The organism is Paraburkholderia fynbosensis (assembly GCF_902859935.1).
Taxonomy (GTDB): domain Bacteria; phylum Pseudomonadota; class Gammaproteobacteria; order Burkholderiales; family Burkholderiaceae; genus Paraburkholderia; species Paraburkholderia fynbosensis.
This window is the reverse complement of record NZ_CADIKI010000008.1, coordinates 177,845-195,392: the sequence shown is the minus strand read 5'-3', so window position 1 is coordinate 195,392 and position 17,548 is coordinate 177,845. Positions and strand designations below refer to the sequence as shown.

Sequence of the window (17,548 nt, the reverse complement as noted above, 5' to 3'; positions counted from 1 at the left end):
CAAAGCGGCCCCGAGAAGATCCAGATGGCCTTACTGCAAATCTCCGAACCCGGCATGGCGCCGGCGCCTCATCAACGGCGTCTGGCGGTCGGTATAGATCTCGGTACCACCAACTCCCTCGTCGCCGCGGTGCGCAGCGGCGTGCCCGATGTGCTGCCTGACGAGGACGGCCACGCGCTGCTGCCGTCGGTGGTGCGTTACCTGGAAAAGGGCGGCCGCCGGATCGGCCGCACGGCCAAGGCCGAAGCGGCGAGCGATCCGCGCAACACGATCGTCTCGGTCAAGCGCTTCATGGGACGTGGCAAGGCGGAAGTGGAAGGCGCTGAAAACGCGCCGTACGATTTCATCGACGCCCCCGGCATGGTGCAAATCCGCACGGTCGACGGCGTGAAGAGCCCGGTCGAAGTATCGGCCGAAATTCTCGCGACGCTGCGCCAGCGCGCCGAAGACTCGCTCGGCGACGAACTGGTCGGCGCGGTCATCACGGTGCCGGCTTACTTCGACGAAGCCCAGCGCCAGGCCACCAAGGACGCTGCCCGTCTGGCTGGTCTGAACGTGCTGCGCCTGCTGAACGAGCCGACCGCGGCGGCGATCGCCTACGGCCTCGACAACGGCTCCGAGGGTCTGTACGCGGTGTATGACCTCGGCGGCGGCACGTTCGACCTGTCGATCCTCAAGCTCACCAAGGGCGTATTCGAAGTGCTCGCGGCCGGCGGCGACTCCGCGCTCGGCGGCGACGATTTCGACCACGCGTTGTATCGCCACGTGCTGGAGCAGTCGGGTATCGCGCCGCAGACGCTATCACCGGAAGACGTGCGCCTGCTGCTCGACAGCGTGCGCACGGCCAAGGAGGCGTTGTCGGATGCGCCCGAGGCTACCCTTGCGGCAGCGCTCTCGAACGGCACCAGGCTCGATCTGACGATCACTGAAGCCACTTTCGAGGCGATCACTCTGGCGCTGGTGCAGCGCACGCTCGGGCCCACGAAAAAAGCCCTGCGCGACGCCAGGGTCACGACCAAAGAGATCAAGGGCGTCGTGCTGGTCGGCGGCGCGACGCGCATGCCGGTGATCCGCCGCTCGGTCGAATCGTTCTTCGGCCAGCCGCCGCTCGTCAACCTCGACCCGGACCAGGTCGTCGCGCTTGGCGCTGCGATCCAGGCCGATCTGCTCGCGGGCAACCGCGGCGCGGACGGCGACGAGTGGCTGCTGCTCGACGTGATTCCGCTGTCGCTCGGCGTCGAGACCATGGGCGGGCTCACCGAGAAGATCATTCCGCGCAACTCGACGATTCCGGTTGCTCGTGCGCAGGATTTCACGACCTTCAAGGACGGCCAGACCGCGATGGCGATTCACGTCGTGCAAGGCGAGCGCGAGCTCGTCAGCGACTGCCGTTCGCTCGCGCGTTTTGAACTGCGCGGCATTCCGCCGATGGCGGCCGGCGCGGCGCGCATTCGCGTGACCTATCAGGTCGACGCGGACGGTCTGCTGTCCGTGTTCGCGCGTGAGCAGGGCTCGGGCGTGGAAGCATCGGTGGTGGTCAAACCGTCGTACGGTCTCGCCGACGACGACATCGCCCGCATGCTCGAAGACAGCTTCTCGACCGCCGAAGTCGACATGCGCGCGCGTGCTTTGCGCGAGGCGCAGGTGGAAGCGCAGCGTCTGGTGGAAGCGACCGACGCGGCGCTCGCCGCCGACGCCGAATTGCTCGACGACGAGGAGCGCGCGGCGCTTGACGCGCTGCTCGATGCATTGCGCAAAGTCGCGCAAAGCGACGACGCCGGCGCAATCGAAGCCGCGACCAAAACGCTCGCCGAGGGCACCGACGAATTCGCTGCCCGCCGTATGAACAAGGGCATTCGTCGCGCGCTCGCCGGTCGCAAGCTCGACGAGATCTGAGCGTCGCGAGCCGACGGCAGGCGCCGCGCTGGCCACCGACGCTCAAGCGCGCCGTGCGGACTTAAAAAGTCCCCACGGCGCCAGTAAAATGGTGCGGAGCCCGTTGATGGCCGCCGCGCCTCAGACCCAAACGGAAAATGTATGCCTCAAATCGTTGTGCTGCCCCACGTCGAACTGTGCCCGGAAGGCGCGGTGATCGATGCCGTGCCTGGCAAGAGCATTTGCGACAATCTGCTCGAGAACGGCATTGAAATCGAGCACGCGTGCGAGAAGTCCTGCGCGTGCACGACCTGTCACGTGATCGTGCGTGAGGGTTTCGCCGCCTTGACGCCGTCCGAGGAAGACGAGGACGATCTGTTGGACAAGGCGTGGGGGCTCGAGCCGGCTTCGCGTCTGTCGTGCCAGGCGATGGTGCCGGCGGAGCAGGACCTGGTCGTCGAAATTCCGCGTTATTCGATCAATCACGCGAAGGAAAACCACTAACAGGAGGATGCAGCCATGAAGTGGACCGATACGCAAGACATCGCGATGGCCCTGACTGACAAGCACCAGGACATCGATCCGCAGCAGGTGCGCTTCACCGACTTGCACCGCTGGGTCACCGAGCTGGAAGGATTCGACGACGATCCTAACCGTTCGAGCGAAAAGATCCTCGAGGCGATTCAGACTGCATGGATTGAAGACGCGGATTACTGAGCGCGGCGTGACTGATCGGTCCGTGGCCGATGCGTGAAACGGTTCCGCTTCGGCTGCCTCGCGGCAAAGAAAAAGGCGATTCCATTGGAATCGCCTTTTTTAACGTCCGCGGGAATGCCGGACTGCCTCCCTTGGCCTTTTCGTTGGCCTAGCCTGCGGCCAGCGTGCCGTTTTCGACCCGGACGCGCTGACCTTGCTGGAACGGCGGCGCTTCGTGATACGTGAAATAGCGCGTCTTGCCGTTTTCCATCCGCACCCGCACCGAATACGACGTCGAGCTGCGGATGTGCTTTTCGACCGAGTTGCCAGCGAGGCCGCCGCCCAGTGCGCCGAGCAGCGTCATCGCCGTGCGCCCGCCTCCAGCGCCGAACTGGTTGCCGACTACGCCACCGGCCACCGCGCCGCCGACCGCGCCGATGCCGGTGCCATGACCTTCCTGACGGACCGCCGAAATGGCGACGACGGTGCCGCATGTCGAGCAATAGGCGGGGGATGAGGGACGTTGTTGCGCGTATGGCGGCGCAGGTTGAGCCTGTTGCTGCTGGGCATACTGTTGCTGCTGTGGCGGCATAGGCTCCGGCGCCGGCTGTTGAGCCCGCTGCGGTGCTTGTTGCGGTGCTTGTTGCTGTTGCGCGAGCTGCTGTTGCGCCGACCCGTTGACCGGCGCCGCCGAATCGACGACGCCCGGTTGTGGCGTCACTTGCGCGGCCTGAGTCTGATCGGTTTGCGCGCCGCTGCTCGACGCCTTCGGGAACAGGCCCGTGACGGCCGCAGTCGCGGCGAGGCTCGCGATGATGACCGCCGCCGCCGCGCCCGCGACGAGCGGGTGAAGACGGCGTTGTTGCGTGGGCTGGGTATCGATGGTGGGCTTGTCCATGTTGGCCTCCGTCTCTAGCAGAGTCGACTTTTATTGAGACCGAGTGTCCGGCAATTCGATCCCGTTGGCGTTTCAATTTGTAACCGGCTAAGGTGTGGGCTGCCGCCATGCCTTGGCGAAGGCGAGCGGGGCGCCTTGGTCTTTACAACGTTCGACACAAGTGCCCGTTGCAGTGACGCGACCGCACTTCTTCAGCTTTTACCTATAGTTACAAACCATCGAACATGCCCACCGCCCGTAGCTTTCCGCGCGCTGCAAGAAAAAACGCCCGGCTCCGGGAGCCAGGCGTTTGCTTTGATGCGCACCGCGTGAAAATCAGTCTTCGCGGCGCAGATGCGGGAACAGAATCACGTCGCGAATGCTCGGGCTGTCCGTCAGCATCATCACCAGACGATCGATGCCGATCCCGCAACCGCCGGCCGGCGGCATGCCGTATTCGAGCGCGCGAATATAGTCCGCGTCGTAGAACATCGCTTCCTCGTCGCCGGCGTCCTTCTGGTCAACCTGCTTCTTGAAGCGGGCGGCCTGGTCTTCCGGATCGTTCAGTTCCGAGAAGCCGTTGGCGATCTCGCGGCCGGTGATGAACAGTTCGAAACGCTCGGTGATGCCGTCGACCTTGTCCGACGCGCGCGCGAGCGGCGATACTTCGATCGGGTAGTCGATGATGTAGGTCGGTTCCCACAATTGCGACTCGGCGGTCTCTTCGAACAGCGCCAGTTGCAGCGAGCCCACGCCCGCGTTCAGGAACTGCGGCTGCGACGCATCGACGCCGAACTTCTTCAGCTCGGTGCGCAGGAACGCACTGTCGGCGAGTTGTTCGTTCGTGTATTGCGGCGCGTACTTCTGGATCGCCTGGGTAATCGTCAGCCGATGGAACGGCTTGGCCAGATCGAGTTCGCGGCCCTGATAGGTGATGGTGGCGGTGCCCAGTGCGTCGATCGCGGCCTGGCGGATCAGCTGCTCGGTGAAGTCCATCACCCACTTGTAATCGGTGTACGCGGCGTAGAACTCGATCATCGTGAATTCCGGATTGTGGCGCACCGACACGCCCTCGTTGCGGAAGTTACGGTTGATCTCGAACACACGCTCGAAGCCGCCGACCACCAGACGCTTCAGATACAGCTCCGGCGCAATGCGCAGGAACATCTGCATGTCGAGCGCGTTGTGATGCGTGGTGAACGGCTTGGCCGCAGCGCCGCCCGGAATCGGATGCAGCATCGGCGTTTCGACTTCCATGAAGTCGGCGTCGGCCATGAACTTGCGGATCGACGAAATAGCACGGGTGCGCGCGACGAACGTCTTGCGCGTTTCCGGCGTGACGATCAGGTCGACGTAGCGCTGGCGATACTTCATTTCCTGGTCCGACAGACCGTGGAACTTGTCCGGCAGCGGACGCAGCGACTTCGACAGCAGACGCAGCTCGGTGCAGCGCACCGACAGCTCGCCCTTGTTGGTGCGGAACAGCACGCCGCGCGCCGCGACGATGTCGCCCATGTCCCACTTCTTGAAGGCGTCGTACGTTTGCTGACCGACGTCGGCCGGCGTGATGAAGAACTGGATCTGACCCGAGCCGTCGCGCACGGTCGCGAAGCTCGCCTTGCCCATCACGCGCTTGAGCATCATGCGACCGGCGATCGCGACTTCGAGCGGATTCGCTTCGAGTGCTTCCTTGTCGGCGTGCTCGAACTGTTCCTGCAGATCTTCGGCGTGGTGCGTGGGACGGAAATCGTTCGGATAGGCGACGCCTTGCTCACGCAGCTCGCGCAGCTTTTCACGGCGTTCGGCCATGATCTTGTTGTCGTCCACCTCGGGCGCGACTGTCGGCTGGGCCACATTGGGCTGGGCCGCATTAGGCTGGGTCGATTCGTTCATGATGATGTGTGTTCGGTGGCCCGCGTCGGCATGCACCGGAGTGCGCCGGATGCGGGAGGCCAGTCAGTGTAAAAACCTCAGGCGGTAAAAAGATGCGGCGCGGCTCATTGCAAAGCCGCGCCGATTGCGCGGGTTACACGCCTTGTTTCAGGCTTGCGCTGATGAACGGGTCGAGGTCGCCGTCGAGCACGCTCTTGGTATTGCTGATTTCGACGTTGGTGCGCAGGTCCTTGATACGGCTGTTGTCCAGCACGTACGAGCGGATCTGATGTCCCCAGCCCACATCGGTCTTGCCGGCTTCGAGCTTGTCCTGCTCTTCCTGACGCTTGCGGATTTCCGCTTCGTACAGGCGCGACTTCAGCATGGCCATCGCTTCGGCGCGGTTGCGGTGCTGCGAACGGTCGTTCTGGCACTGCACGACGATGCCCGACGGCATGTGCGTGATACGCACGGCGGAGTCGGTCTTGTTGATGTGCTGACCGCCTGCGCCGGACGCGCGATACGTGTCGATGCGCAGATCGGCCGGGTTGATGTCCACTTCGATCGAGTCGTCGATTTCCGGGTACACGAACACCGACGAGAACGACGTATGACGCCCGCCCGACGAGTCGAAAGGCGACTTGCGCACGAGGCGGTGCACGCCGGTCTCGGTGCGCAGGAAGCCGTAGGCGTATTCGCCCTCGATCTTGATCGTCGCGTTCTTGATGCCCGCGACGTCGCCGTCGGTCTGCTCCAGCACTTCGGTCTTGAAGCCCTTGCGTTCGCAGTAGCGCAGGTACTGGCGCAGCAGCATCGACGCCCAGTCGCACGCTTCGGTGCCGCCGGCGCCGGCCTGGATGTCGAGAAACGCGTTGTTCGGGTCGGCCGGGTTCGCGAACATCCGGCGGAACTCCATGTCGGCGACGCGCGACTCGAGCCCTTGCGCATCCGCTTCGCAGGCGAGCAGCGTTTCGTCGTCGCTTTCTTCACGCGCCATCTCGAACAGATCCTGCGCGTCGCGCAGGTCGTTGTGCAGCGAGGTGAGTTTGCCGACTGTGTCGTCGAGCAGTTTCTTTTCCCGGCCGAGGGCCTGGGCATGCTTCGAGTCGTTCCAGACGTCCGGGTCTTCGAGTTCCCGGTTGACTTCGATTAGACGCAGTGCTTTGTCGTCGTAGTCAAAGATACCCCCGTAGGTCGGCCGCGCGCGTGCGCAGGTCCGCCAGAGAGGCTTCGATCGCGTTGAGACGTTCCGCTTCCATGTCGATCTTTATAGCTTCGTAAAAAGGGGAAATTATAGCCGATCGACGCGCGGCGCCGGAGGCTCTCGAGTGATCCGGCGCGGGTTCGGGATTGATTTTGCGGAGATTTTCGCCGTTTTTGCGGCCGGCGCAGGCGGGATGGCTGGGGGCGGTGCGGGTCGGCGGTTCAGGCTGCTGCTTCGGTTTGGCCACGTCGGTTGGTCACAGCGATCGGCCACGTTACCTTGCCCGCTTTCGCGGCAAACCGCGGTGGCTGACGCCAGTTGCCCACTTCAACCGCAGCCTCAACTCGCCGCGTGCTCGACGATCAGTTGCACGCGCGACACGCCGTTCCACGTGTCGCTCGCCAGCCGGTAGGCGACGGTGGTCCGCGCGGGCAGCGTGTCCGTGTGGTTGAACCAGATCGCGTTGAAGCGCTGGCGCCCGCGTATGAGCTGCAGCTTCAGATGCTTGTCCTTCACCAGCGCCTGCGACGCGATGTCGAATTCGCCCGAAAACACCGGCGCCGGAAAGCCTTGGCCCCACACGGCCGCGTCGAGCATCTCGACGAATTGCGGCGTGAAGTACGCGTCTTCGAGTTCGCCGTCGGTCTCCACCGTGCGCGACAGCGCCTCCTCGGACAGCCACTCGCGGCCGACCGCCTCGAACGCGGCGGTGAAGCGCGGCACGTCGGCGGCGGCGAGCGTCAGGCCCGCGGCCATCGCATGGCCGCCGAATTTGACGATCAGGCTCGGCTCGCGCTTCGAGATCAGATCGAGCGCATCGCGCAGATGGAAACCGGGGATCGAGCGGCCCGAACCTTTGACGGTTTGGCCGCTGTCGTCGGCGAGCGCGAAGGTGAACGAGGGCCGGTGGAATTTCTCCTTCAGCCGTCCGGCGACGATGCCGATCACACCCTGATGCCAGCCCGGATTGAACAGCGTGATGGTGGTCGCGCCTGCCGGATCGATGGCCGAGAGATCGTCGAGCGCCTGCTGCTGCATGCCGGCTTCGATCTCGCGGCGCTCGCGGTTCATCGTGTCGAGTTGCTGCGCGAGGTCCCAGGCGCGGCCGATGTCGTCGGTGGTCAGGCATTCGATCCCGAGCGACATGTCCGACAGGCGTCCCGCCGCGTTCAGCCGCGGCCCCAGCGCGAAGCCGAGGTCGAAGCCCGACGCGCTGCGGGCGTCACGCGCGGCGGCGCGAAAGAGCGCGGCGATGCCCGGCTGCATCTTGCCTTTGCGGATGCGCTGCAAGCCTTGCGCGACCAGCACGCGGTTATTGCCGTCGAGCTTGACCACGTCGGCGACCGTGCCGAGCGCGACCAGATCGAGCAGGCCGTCGAGGCGCGGTTCGGGAAAGTCGTCGCCAAATGCGCCACGGCGCCGCAATTCCGCGCGCAACGCGAGCAGCACGTAGAACATCACGCCGACGCCCGCGATGCACTTGCTCGGGAACGTGCAGCCCGGCTGGTTCGGATTGACGATCGCGCGGGCGGCGGGCAGTTCGTCGCCGGGCAGGTGGTGATCGGTGACCAGCACGTCGATGCCGAGCGCGTTGGCCGCCTCGACACCGTCGACGCTGGCGATGCCGTTGTCGACGGTAATCAGCAGATCCGGTTTGCCCGACGCGCTGCGTGCGGCCAGCGCAACGATTTCAGGCGTGAGGCCGTAGCCGTACTCGAAGCGGTTCGGCACCAGATACTCGATCTGGCCGCCGAACATGCGCAGGCCGCGTACCGCGACCGCGCAGGCGGTGGCGCCGTCGCAGTCGTAGTCGGCGACCACCAGCATGCGGCGCTGGCGCTGGATCGCGTCGGCGAGCAGCACGGCGGCGTCTTCGCAGCCCTTTAGCGCGACGGGCGGCACGAGCCGCGCGAGACCGGTTTCGATTTCATCGGGCAGGCACACGCCGCGTGCGGCGTACAGACGCGCGAGCACCGGGTGCAGACCGTGGCGGGTGAGGATTTCGGCGTCGACCGGGGAGCAGGCGCGCGTAACGATTCGAGTCATTCGGAGAGGCCGTGGAGCATGCGGTAAATCATTCAATGAAAAGCGAGGCCAGCACGCGCCGCCGCCAGAATTTGCGCAGATCGGCGCGCGTGACCGTGAGCGTCACCGAGCCGGTGTCGCCGCATAGGGTCAGGCCGAGTTCGAGGAGTTGGCCGGATTGCAGCGCCGCGAGCGCGGGTTCGAACCAGTCGGTCTGCACGGCCGCAAAGGCGTCGTTCCAGCGCGCCCAGTCCTGCTCGATGTAGGGCGCGGAGAATGGGTCGAGTTCGATCAGCGTGGCGCCGGTCGGGCCATTGGCGTCTTTGGTCCGGCCGTTTGTGGGGCCGTTTGTGGGACCGTTTGTGTCGCCGCCCGGGTCACGGCTCGTCGCTACGCCTGTCCCATCGACCGTCGCTCCGCCTGGTGCTACCGTCACGCGATCACCGGACAGCGCCGACAGTGCCGCAAACGAGGCTGGCGGCGCACCAGTCCCGACACCGGCGCTCATCGCGAGACCGCGTGTCGCCGCGGCATCGGAATACACTCGCGCGAACGGGCTGCGCACCGGCTGCGCCGCACCCTGCGCGTGAAACCAGATCGAGTTGACGGCCGGCAGGCCCCGCGCCTCGCGCGCTTCGTTGACCGGGTGCTCGAACCACGCCATCTGCACTTCGTTCTGCAGCTTCATCCATGCGCGCGAACGCTCGCCGGAATGCGCTTCGTGCGGCAGCCAGATTTCGATGTTGCGGCCGCTCGCGCGCAACGGCGAGGCGCCCGCCAGCGAGCCGAAGCCGTCGCCGGACAGGTACCAGCGCGCGGGTTTCGGCGCCTCGATGCGCACGCCGAGCTCCTCGATCAGCGGTCGCGCGACGGCGAGCAGCGCGCCGGCTTCGTCGTCGGACAGGTCGAGCGAGGCGGGATCGATCAGCACCAGGTGATCGTGCGCGATGCGCACATGCACGGGCTGGACGCAGGCCCAGGTCGCGTCGCCGGGATCGCCGCCGTCGGCGCGCAGCATGTACGGGGCGAGCGGCGCTTCGTCGGCGGCCGCCGCGCCCGCCGGCAGTGCGCCGAACTGGCGGGCCACCCAGCGCTCGTGCGGCAGCGTGCGCTGAAAATCCTCGCCGACCACCCGTTCGACTAGCGTCGCGCGCGCGATCAGCCGGTCGAGGGCCGGGCTCCGGATGTCGTGAAGGGCGGTGGAGGCGTCCGCTGCGGCGGGCAGCGCGAAGGGCAGCAGAAGATGGAGACGGTTGGCGAGCATGATGCTGCGCATTGTAGGGCAAAGAGTGCGAGTATTCCGACCATCAGCTTCCCGCTCGGCGCATCCGCGGCGGCGCCCGGCCTGGCGGTGAGGCCGTGTGCCATGCGGACGTCGCAGAGAGCCGCGCGCGGCGGCACCGCGCACATGACGATGGAGACCGGCATGCCACGTGAACTCAAAACCGAGCAGGAACTGTTGGAACTGGTGGTTAAAGCGCTCGATGCCGACCCGGTCACGGCCGGCTGGATTCCGACCGGCTTGCACGAGACCGTCGAGGACGAGGACGGCTGCAATTGGGACATCAGCCATCTGCATCGCGACCGGAAGGACGCGGATGTGCGCGAGGTGGCGAGCACGGCCGCGGCGGGGATCATTAATGAACTGCGCGGGCGTTATAACTTGCGCTAGCGCAGGTGGGTGCCAAACGCCGGACACCAGCGAGGGCGAACGGCAAACGGTGGGGCGCGAAGGGCAAAGGACGCGCCACGCAAACCCCCACCCATCAACACCGGCACGCCAAAGCTGGCGTCACCCGCCGAACAGGGCTTTTTCCGTCACCAGAGCAGGCCTTGCCGGACCCCGCCGCTTTCACAGCGCGAGCCAGTTCCCTATGGCCTTTGCGCGAGTGGGCGGCATTGTATGGCAAACTTCGCGCTTGATCGGCGGTGGCATCGGCAGATGCGGCGCTGACAGTAAAGGCGGCGCAGCTTGTCCACCGCACAGCGGAACGCCGCGGCGCACGTTTTGCTACTCAGCGACGCGGCGACGCCGGAACCATCGGCGCAGCCGCGACACCAACGATCACACGCTCGGACCGCGCGGCGGGCGCTCCACGCTTTCGCGCGCAGCGCCAGGCAGCCGAAGAACGCAGACAAGGATTCGCTTGAAATTTCCCTACGAATGGCAGATTGGCTGGCGCTACACGCGCGCCGGCAAACGCACGACCGGCAACGGCTTCATTTCGTTCATCGCGCTGGTGTCCATGTCCGGCATCGCGCTTGGCGTCGCGGCGCTAATCGTCGTGCTGTCGGTGATGAACGGGTTCCAGAAAGAGGTGCGCGACCGGATGCTGTCGGTGCTCGCGCATGTCGAAATCTTTTCACCAACCGGGTCGATGCCCAACTGGCAACTGACCGCTCAGGAAGCGCGCCAGAACAAGGAAGTGATCGGCGCGGCACCCTATGTCGAAGCTCAGGCGCTGCTCACGCGCCAGGACGCCGTGAGCGGCGTCGCGCTGCGCGGCGTCGAGCCGACGCTCGAGCCTGAGGTGTCCGACATCGGTAAGGAAATGAAGGGCGGCAAGCTGACCGATCTCGTGCCGGGCGACTTCGGCATCGTACTCGGTGCAGACCTCGCCACCAATCTCGGCGTGCAGCTGAACGACAAGATCACGCTGGTCGCGCCCGAAGGCACGATCACGCCGGCCGGCATGCTGCCGCGCCTGAAACAGTTCACCGTGGTGGGCATCTTCGAGTCGGGGCATTACGAGTACGACAGCACGCTCGCCCTGATCAACATCAAGGACGCACAGGCGCTGTTCCGCCTGCCCGCGCCGACCGGCGTGCGGCTGCGGCTGACCGACATGCAGCGCGCGCCGGAGGTCGCGCATCAGCTTGCGCGCAGCTTGTCGGGTGACCTGTACATCCGCGACTGGACGCAGCAGAACAAGACCTGGTTCTCGGCGGTGCAGATCGAAAAACGCATGATGTTCATCATCCTCACGCTGATCATCGCGGTGGCGGCGTTCAATCTCGTTTCGTCGCTGGTGATGACCGTGACCAACAAGCAGGCCGACATCGCGATCCTGCGCACGCTCGGCGCGCAGCCCGGCTCGATCATGAAGATCTTCGTCGTGCAGGGCGTGACGATCGGCTTCATCGGCACCGCGACGGGCGTCGCGCTCGGCTGCCTGATCGCGTGGAGCATTCCATGGCTCGTGCCGATGATCGAGCACATGCTCGGCGTGCAGTTCCTGCCGCCGTCGGTGTACTTCATCAGCGAGTTGCCGTCCGAGCTGATTCCGGCCGACGTCGCGCGCATCGGCATCATCGCGTTCCTGATGTCGGCGGTGGCGACGCTTTACCCGAGCTGGCGCGGTGCGAAAGTCCGTCCCGCGGAGGCGCTGCGCTATGAATGACCGTTCCGCTAATCTCTCCATGGCCACTCAGGACACCGCGCCGTATCCGTACGTGCTCGAAGCAAGCGGCATTTCCAAATCGTTCGTGCAGGGCGGCCTGAATGTGCAGGTGCTCAACAACGCGCAACTGAGCGTGCGACGCGGGGAGAAGCTGGCGATCGTCGGCGCGTCGGGTTCCGGCAAGAGCACGCTGCTGCACGTGCTGGGCGGTCTCGACGACCCGAGCGCCGGCCACGTCTCGGTAATGGGCAAGCCGTTCACGCAGCTCTCCGAGCGCGAACGTAACGACTTGCGCAATCGCGCGCTCGGTTTCGTCTATCAGTTCCACCATCTGCTGCCGGAGTTTTCCGCGCTCGACAACGTCGCAATGCCGCTGCGAATTCGCCGCATGACGACCGACGCCGCACGCCGCGAAGCGCTCCAGGTGCTGGAGCGGGTCGGTATGGGACATCGCGCGAAGCATCGGCCGGGCGAGCTGTCGGGTGGCGAGCGCCAGCGTGTGGCGATCGCGCGGGCGCTGGTGACCAAACCGGCCTGCGTGCTGGCCGACGAGCCGACCGGCAACCTCGACGGCGGCACCGCGGACACGGTGTTCAACCTGATGCTCGAACTGTCGCAAACGCTCGAGACGAGTTTCGTGATCGTCACGCACGATCCGGAACTGGCCGGCCGCTGCGATCGCATCATGCGGCTGCGCGACGGCGTGCTGCACGAAGAGCCGCCGGTGCCGGTCTGAGGGCCGCGCGCTTGCCGCTTGCCGCGTGCGCGCGCCGCCAGTTTCAAGAGGTACGTCATGTGGATCGATACGCACTGTCATCTCGACGCTTCTGAATTCGACGCCGACCGCGACGCGGTCGCGGCGGCGGCGCGCAATGCGGGCGTGGCGCGCATCGTGATTCCGGCAATCGGCCGGCACAATTTCGCGACGGTGCGCGAACTCGCGCACCGGATCGACGGCGGCGCGTATGCGCTCGGTATTCATCCGCTGTTCACGCCGGGCGCCGACGAGCGCGATCTCGATCTGCTGCGCATGGAGATCGAGGCGAGTCTCGATGATCCTCTATTCGTCGGGATCGGCGAGATCGGGCTCGATTATTTCGTCGACGGCCTCGACGATGCGCGCCAACAATTCTTCTATAACGGCCAACTGCAACTCGCGCGCGAGTTCGACCTGCCGGTGATTTGCCACGTGCGCAAATCGCAGGATCAGGTCATCAAGGGCCTGCGGCGGCATCAAATTCATCGCGGCATCGCGCACGCCTTCAACGGCAGTTTCCAGCAGGCTCAGGCCTATATCGACCAGGGCATGCACCTCGGCTTCGGCGGCAATCTGACGTTCGAGCGCGCGCGGCAAATCCGCCGGCTCGCCGAGCAGTTGCCGCTCGACGCGCTGGTCGTCGAAACCGACGCGCCGGACATCGCGCCTGCGTGGATGTACAAGCAGCGCAACTCGCCGGAGCAGATTCCGGGCATCGGCGCGGGACTCGCCGAACTGCGCGGCATGAGCGCCGACGCAACCGCCCTAGGCACAACGGCTAACGCGCTCGCCGCGCTGCCGCGACTGGCCCTTTCCTCTGCATAATCGATCTCGTTGGTTTGAGTGGTTCGCGCCGGGCGAAACCCACGCCCGGCGGGCTTGCTGACGTCTGCTCGCCGCGCGTGATGTCATCCGGCGTCGCTGAACGGAGGGCGAATGCGGGCAGGATGGTGCGGGTTTGCGTTGGGCGTGATCTGGCTGCAGCGGCAGGCGGCGTTGCCGGATTGGCGGGGCGGGTGCGGCTTGGCTGTGCTTGGGGTAATGGCGTTTGTCGTGGCGGTGTGGGGGTTGCGGGAGGCGAGCCTGGGTCCCGTTTCGGCTGTGGGCCAGCCGCAGGCTCCGCGCTCAACTTCACACTTGCGCCACACTCGATTCAACCGACGTCTGCGATCGTTCGCTGGCTGGGGCGCCGTATGGTGCGCGGCAATCGTTATCGGCTTCGGCTATGCCGCTTTGCGCGCGGAAATACGGCTTGCGACGAGCTTGCCGGCCGCGTGGGAAGGCCGGGATATCGACATCGTCGGCAGTATCAGAGGCCTGCCGTCACGCGACGGGAAAGGCGCGCGTTTTCTCTTCGAAGTCGAAGCCGCCGATGCGCCGATCGCCGCCTTCCCGCGCGTGATTCAACTCTCCTGGATTGCCGACGATGCCCCGGCGCCGGCTCTCGTGCCGGGCGAGCGCTGGCGTCTGACCGTGCGGCTCAAGCGGCCGCATGGCAACGCGAACTTCGGCGTGCGCGATGCCGAAGCGAACCTGCTCGCGCGCAACGTGCGGGCAACCGGTTATGTCAGCGCGCCGGCCCACGCGATCCGTTTGCCGGGCCGGGCGCGCGGCCCGCGCGTGCTCGTGGACCGCTGGCGCGCGGCGTTGCGCTCGCGCATCGATGCGGTGCTCGGCGACGCGCCGCATCGCGGGATCGTCGTGGCGCTGGCGATCGGCGCGCAGGACGACATCAGCGCCGCCGACTGGCTGTTGATGCGCCGCACCGGCACGAGTCATCTGGTGGCGATTTCGGGCTTGCACATCGGCTTCGTCGCGGGGCTGGCCGCCTGGCTCGTGGGCGCGGTGTGGCGGCGCTCCGGATGGATCGGGCGGGACTGGCCGCTGCGGCTGCCGGCGCAAGTCGTCGCAGTGGTCGGCGGCGCGGCTTTTGCCGCGCTGCATGCGGCGCTGGCCGGCTTCAACGTGCCGGCGCAGCGCGCGCTATGGATGGCGGGTGTCGTCGCGCTGGCGTTCGTCAGTGGGCGCAATCTCGCGCGCTCGGCGGTGCTGGCGTGGGCGTTGGGACTCGTGCTGCTGATCGATCCGTGGGCGGTCGTGTCGGCGGGTTTCTGGCTGTCGTTCTGCGCAGTGGCCGCGATTCTGTTCGCGATGTCGGGACGCCCGCGTATGAGGGTTCGGCAGCGAGTTCGCGCTGACGATAGCAAGGGCGAGGGCGGCGGGGCTGGCGAAGTTGGTGGGGCTGCTGGAGTCATGGCGGGCCACGAGAGGCCCGGCAAATTGGCGTCCCTGCGCGCCGCGCTGAAGCGCCACCTGCACGCATTCGCCGAGCGCCTCCTCAGCGCCGCGCACGTACAGATCGCGGTGACGCTCGCGCTCGCGCCGCTCACGGTCTACTGGTTCGCACAGATTCCGCTGATCGGTCCGCTCGCGAATGCGTTGGCGATCCCTTGGGTGAGTCTGCTGATCACGCCGGCGGTGCTGGCCGGCGTCGCATTGCCCGCGCCGCTCGATGCCTGGGCATTCCACGCCGCCCATGCGCTGCTCGATCTGCTGGCCACGGGCTTGCATAGGCTGTCCGCTCCGGCCTGGACGCTCTGGTGGCTGCCGCAGCCGCCCGCATGGGCGTTGGCCGCGGCGGCGCTCGGCGTGTTCTGGCTTCTGGCGCCGCGCGGCTGGCCGCTGCGCTGGGCCGCCCCCCTCACGTGGTTGCCGTTGCTGATGCCGGCGCCGCCCGGGCCGCCGCCCGGCAGTTTCCGGCTGACGGCGCTCGACGTCGGACAGGGCGCGTCGGTGCTGATCGAAACAGCACATCACGCGTTGCTGTTCGATACCGGGCCAGGGCCGGAATCGACCCACGCCGGCGAGCGGGTGGTCGTGCCGTTCCTGCAGGCGCATGGCGTGACGGCGCTCGACACGCTGATCGTCAGTCACTCCGACTCTGATCACGCGGGCGGCGCGCCCGCCGTGCTCGATGCGATCGAGGTCCGTCAGATGGTGGCCGCATTGGCGCCGGACCACCCGCTGTGGGCGGGCGCGAAGCAGCACGGCGCGGCCACGCTGCCCTGCGCGGCTGGGCAGCGTTGGCAGTGGGACGGCGTCGAGTTCGCCATGCTGTGGCCGGACGCCGGGCCGCTGCAGGGAAAGCCCAATGCACATTGCTGCGTGCTGCGGGTCGCCACCTTGCCGGACGCGGCGAGTCAGTCCGTCACGCATGACCGGACCGGGCAGCCGCGCGTCGCGGCCTTGCTGAGCGCGGACATCGAGGCGCCTGCCGAACGCGTGCTGCTCGCGCGCGATCGCGGCGCATTGCGCGCTCAGGTGCTGGTCGTGCCACATCATGGCAGCAAGACCTCGTCGACCGAGCCGTTCCTCGACTCTGTCGAGCCGTCCATCGCGGTATTTCAGGTAGGCTATCGCAACCGCTTTCATCATCCGAACGAGGGGGTGTTCGAGCGCTACAAGGCGCGCCATATCGAGCTCGCGCGCAGCGATACGGACGGCGCGGTGCGCGTCGATGCGAGCCCGGCGGCGAACGGTGCGGCCCTCACGCTCGAACGCTATCGCGATACGCAGCGCCGCTACTGGATGGATCGTTGATGGCGCGGGCCGGCGCGTTGGCCGGTCAGTCGCCAGCAGCACAGGCAGAAGAACGCGCCGAGGCCAAGGCCGGTGCACGGAAGTTGCATGTACGCATTCGCGAAAAGCGCCCGACAAAAACGTCCGCGCAGGCCCACAAGCAGAAAACAGAACGGAGATAGCCGCAGTTGAAAAACATCATTCATTTCTCGCACGCGAACGGCTTTCCGGCGTCGACCTACCGGACCATCTTCGCCGAACTCGCCGACGACTATGAACTGCGCTCCATCGAGCGTATCGGCCACGACGCGCACTTTCCGGTCACGCAGGACTGGCCGCATCTGGTCGAACAGCTGCTCGACGACATCGGCCGCTCGTACGAGCAGCCGGTGTGGCTGGTGGGGCATTCGCTCGGCGGTTATCTCTCACTGATGGCCGCGCTGAAAAAGCCGCAGTGGGTGAGGGGCGTGGTGATGCTCGATTCGCCGGTGATCGCCGGCTGGCGCAGCAGCATGCTGCGCGTATCGCAGTGGACCGGGCTCGACGAGCGGCTGTCGCCCGCGGCCGCCACGCGCACGCGGCGCACGCACTGGGCGAGCCGCGACGAAGCGTGGCGGCACTTTCATGCGAAGCCGGCGTTCGCACGCTGGGACGATCGCATGCTGTCCGACTACATCGACTTCGGTGTTCCGCAGACTTCGCCCGACGGCGGGCGCACGCTGGCCTTCGACCGGCGTACCGAATATCAGATCTACAGGACCTTGCCGCACACGCTCGGCGCGCGGCTCGCCCGGGGCGTACCGGTGCCGGTCGGGTTCATCGCGGGCACACGCTCGAAGGAAATCCGCCAGGCCGGTCTCGATGCCACCCGCCGCGCCACTCACGGTCATCTCGAGTGGATCGAGGGCAGCCATCTTTATCCGATGGAAAAGCCGATCGAGACCGCGCGCGCGGTGCAGAGGATGCTGCACGAGCTGGAGCGGCGCGCCTGACGGCTGGCCTCAAGCTGTGCGTGAGTCAGCAGAGAGCGGAAGCGCTATTCGAGCGGCTTCGGCATCGATTCGTGGGTCAAGTGCGGCGCGGGCGTCGGAGGTCGGAGGCTGGCAACGGAAGGCGGCGCGGCCAATGCGGCGACGAGCGATACGACACACGGGGCTGCGTCGGCTCCATTGACCGAGCGCCTCACGGTGCCTGCCACAACAAGCCCCCGCAACAAGCCGCCGCAACATTGACCGGATGCCGAGGCGCGCGTCACCGCGCCA

15 protein-coding genes are annotated in these 17,548 nt (G+C 66.3%); 9 read left to right on the top strand and 6 right to left on the bottom strand.

All coding sequences use genetic code 11. The features are described 5' to 3' along the window. Positions 1–24: 24 nt before the first annotated feature. The 3 genes from hscA to iscX all read left to right on the top strand — a co-directional run bounded on the left by hscA (position 25) and on the right by iscX (position 2,592). Positions 25–1,896 (top strand): Fe-S protein assembly chaperone HscA, encoded by a 1,872-nt coding sequence (gene hscA, locus HV770_RS15640; RefSeq protein WP_175160927.1) that lies wholly within the window; start codon positions 25–27, stop codon positions 1,894–1,896. 141 nt (positions 1,897–2,037) lie between these two features. Then, positions 2,038–2,379, top strand: a complete 342-nt coding sequence (gene fdx, locus HV770_RS15635) for an ISC system 2Fe-2S type ferredoxin (protein WP_175160925.1) — start codon at positions 2,038–2,040, stop codon at positions 2,377–2,379. 15 nt (positions 2,380–2,394) lie between these two features. Beyond that, the gene (gene iscX, locus HV770_RS15630; protein WP_175160923.1) at positions 2,395–2,592 is read left to right on the top strand and encodes a Fe-S cluster assembly protein IscX; all 198 of its coding nucleotides are present in this window, start codon (positions 2,395–2,397) and stop codon (positions 2,590–2,592) included. Between the two features lie 148 nt (positions 2,593–2,740). Here iscX and HV770_RS15625 read toward each other — a convergent pair whose 3' ends face one another. From HV770_RS15625 to HV770_RS15600, 6 genes are all read right to left on the bottom strand, one after another. After that, positions 2,741–3,469 carry a glycine zipper 2TM domain-containing protein gene (locus HV770_RS15625; protein ID WP_175160922.1) on the bottom strand — a complete coding sequence of 243 codons (729 nt, stop codon included), beginning with the start codon at positions 3,467–3,469 and terminating at the stop codon, positions 2,741–2,743. Between the two features lie 315 nt (positions 3,470–3,784). Next, the gene (gene lysS / locus HV770_RS15620; protein ID WP_175160920.1) at positions 3,785–5,341 is read right to left on the bottom strand and encodes a lysine--tRNA ligase; all 1,557 of its coding nucleotides are present in this window, start codon (positions 5,339–5,341) and stop codon (positions 3,785–3,787) included. Positions 5,342–5,474: 133 nt separating this feature from the next. Further along, positions 5,475–6,579, bottom strand: a protein-coding gene (gene prfB / locus HV770_RS15615; protein WP_175161121.1) for a peptide chain release factor 2 whose coding sequence is annotated in 2 segments (ribosomal slippage) — positions 5,475–6,497 and positions 6,499–6,579 — 1,104 coding nt in all. Because the reading frame shifts where the segments join, the coding sequence is not laid out codon by codon here. Beyond that, positions 6,496–6,771 (bottom strand): peptide chain release factor 2, encoded by a 276-nt coding sequence (locus HV770_RS15610; protein ID WP_175160701.1) that lies wholly within the window; start codon positions 6,769–6,771, stop codon positions 6,496–6,498. Before HV770_RS15610 ends, prfB begins: the two co-directional genes overlap by 84 nt. 92 nt (positions 6,772–6,863) lie before the next feature. Further along, the gene (gene recJ / locus HV770_RS15605) at positions 6,864–8,570 is read right to left on the bottom strand and encodes a single-stranded-DNA-specific exonuclease RecJ (protein ID WP_175160918.1); all 1,707 of its coding nucleotides are present in this window, start codon (positions 8,568–8,570) and stop codon (positions 6,864–6,866) included. Between the two features lie 28 nt (positions 8,571–8,598). Beyond that, positions 8,599–9,825: a regulator gene (locus tag HV770_RS15600; protein ID WP_175160916.1), complete on the bottom strand. Its 1,227-nt coding sequence runs from the start codon at positions 9,823–9,825 to the stop codon at positions 8,599–8,601. On the opposite strand from HV770_RS15600, the gene HV770_RS15595 reads away from it, so the two are divergent. The 6 genes from HV770_RS15595 to HV770_RS15570 all read left to right on the top strand — a co-directional run bounded on the left by HV770_RS15595 (position 9,793) and on the right by HV770_RS15570 (position 17,278). Continuing rightward, complete coding sequence (locus tag HV770_RS15595; protein ID WP_175160699.1) at positions 9,793–10,221, top strand: hypothetical protein; 429 nt, start codon at positions 9,793–9,795, stop codon at positions 10,219–10,221. The two genes, HV770_RS15600 and HV770_RS15595, sit on opposite strands and share 33 nt — an antisense overlap. 475 nt (positions 10,222–10,696) lie before the next feature. Next, a complete protein-coding gene (locus HV770_RS15590; RefSeq protein ID WP_175160914.1) occupies positions 10,697–11,950 on the top strand; it encodes a lipoprotein-releasing ABC transporter permease subunit in 1,254 nt (417 codons plus the stop codon). Beyond that, positions 11,943–12,686, top strand: coding sequence for a lipoprotein-releasing ABC transporter ATP-binding protein LolD (gene lolD, locus HV770_RS15585; protein ID WP_175160913.1), 744 nt, complete (start codon positions 11,943–11,945; stop codon positions 12,684–12,686). Before HV770_RS15590 ends, lolD begins: the two co-directional genes overlap by 8 nt. Before the next feature lie 57 nt (positions 12,687–12,743). Further along, positions 12,744–13,532 (top strand): TatD family hydrolase, encoded by a 789-nt coding sequence (locus tag HV770_RS15580; RefSeq protein WP_175160911.1) that lies wholly within the window; start codon positions 12,744–12,746, stop codon positions 13,530–13,532. A 111-nt stretch (positions 13,533–13,643) separates the two neighbouring features. Beyond that, on the top strand, positions 13,644–16,307 hold the full coding sequence (locus tag HV770_RS15575; protein WP_175160909.1) for a DNA internalization-related competence protein ComEC/Rec2: 2,664 nt from the start codon (positions 13,644–13,646) through the stop codon (positions 16,305–16,307). A gap of 167 nt (positions 16,308–16,474) precedes the next feature. Continuing rightward, positions 16,475–17,278 carry an alpha/beta fold hydrolase gene (locus HV770_RS15570; RefSeq protein ID WP_175160907.1) on the top strand — a complete coding sequence of 268 codons (804 nt, stop codon included), beginning with the start codon at positions 16,475–16,477 and terminating at the stop codon, positions 17,276–17,278. The last annotated feature ends 270 nt before the right edge of the window (positions 17,279–17,548 follow it).

What these genes read in the sequence shown, in the direction of transcription:
- hscA (WP_175160927.1), top strand. Translation starts at nt 25, where the DNA reads ATGGCCTTACTGCAAATCTCCGAACCCGGCATGGCGCCGGCGCCTCAT.
- fdx (WP_175160925.1), top strand. Translation starts at nt 2,038, where the DNA reads ATGCCTCAAATCGTTGTGCTGCCCCACGTCGAACTGTGCCCGGAAGGC.
- iscX (WP_175160923.1), top strand. Translation starts at nt 2,395, where the DNA reads ATGAAGTGGACCGATACGCAAGACATCGCGATGGCCCTGACTGACAAG.
- HV770_RS15625 (WP_175160922.1), bottom strand. Translation starts at nt 3,469, where the DNA reads ATGGACAAGCCCACCATCGATACCCAGCCCACGCAACAACGCCGTCTT.
- lysS (WP_175160920.1), bottom strand. Translation starts at nt 5,341, where the DNA reads ATGAACGAATCGACCCAGCCTAATGCGGCCCAGCCCAATGTGGCCCAG.
- recJ (WP_175160918.1), bottom strand. Translation starts at nt 8,570, where the DNA reads ATGACTCGAATCGTTACGCGCGCCTGCTCCCCGGTCGACGCCGAAATC.
- HV770_RS15595 (WP_175160699.1), top strand. Translation starts at nt 9,793, where the DNA reads ATGGAGACGGTTGGCGAGCATGATGCTGCGCATTGTAGGGCAAAGAGT.
- HV770_RS15600 (WP_175160916.1), bottom strand. Translation starts at nt 9,825, where the DNA reads ATGCGCAGCATCATGCTCGCCAACCGTCTCCATCTTCTGCTGCCCTTC.
- lolD (WP_175160913.1), top strand. Translation starts at nt 11,943, where the DNA reads ATGAATGACCGTTCCGCTAATCTCTCCATGGCCACTCAGGACACCGCG.
- HV770_RS15580 (WP_175160911.1), top strand. Translation starts at nt 12,744, where the DNA reads ATGTGGATCGATACGCACTGTCATCTCGACGCTTCTGAATTCGACGCC.
- HV770_RS15575 (WP_175160909.1), top strand. Translation starts at nt 13,644, where the DNA reads ATGCGGGCAGGATGGTGCGGGTTTGCGTTGGGCGTGATCTGGCTGCAG.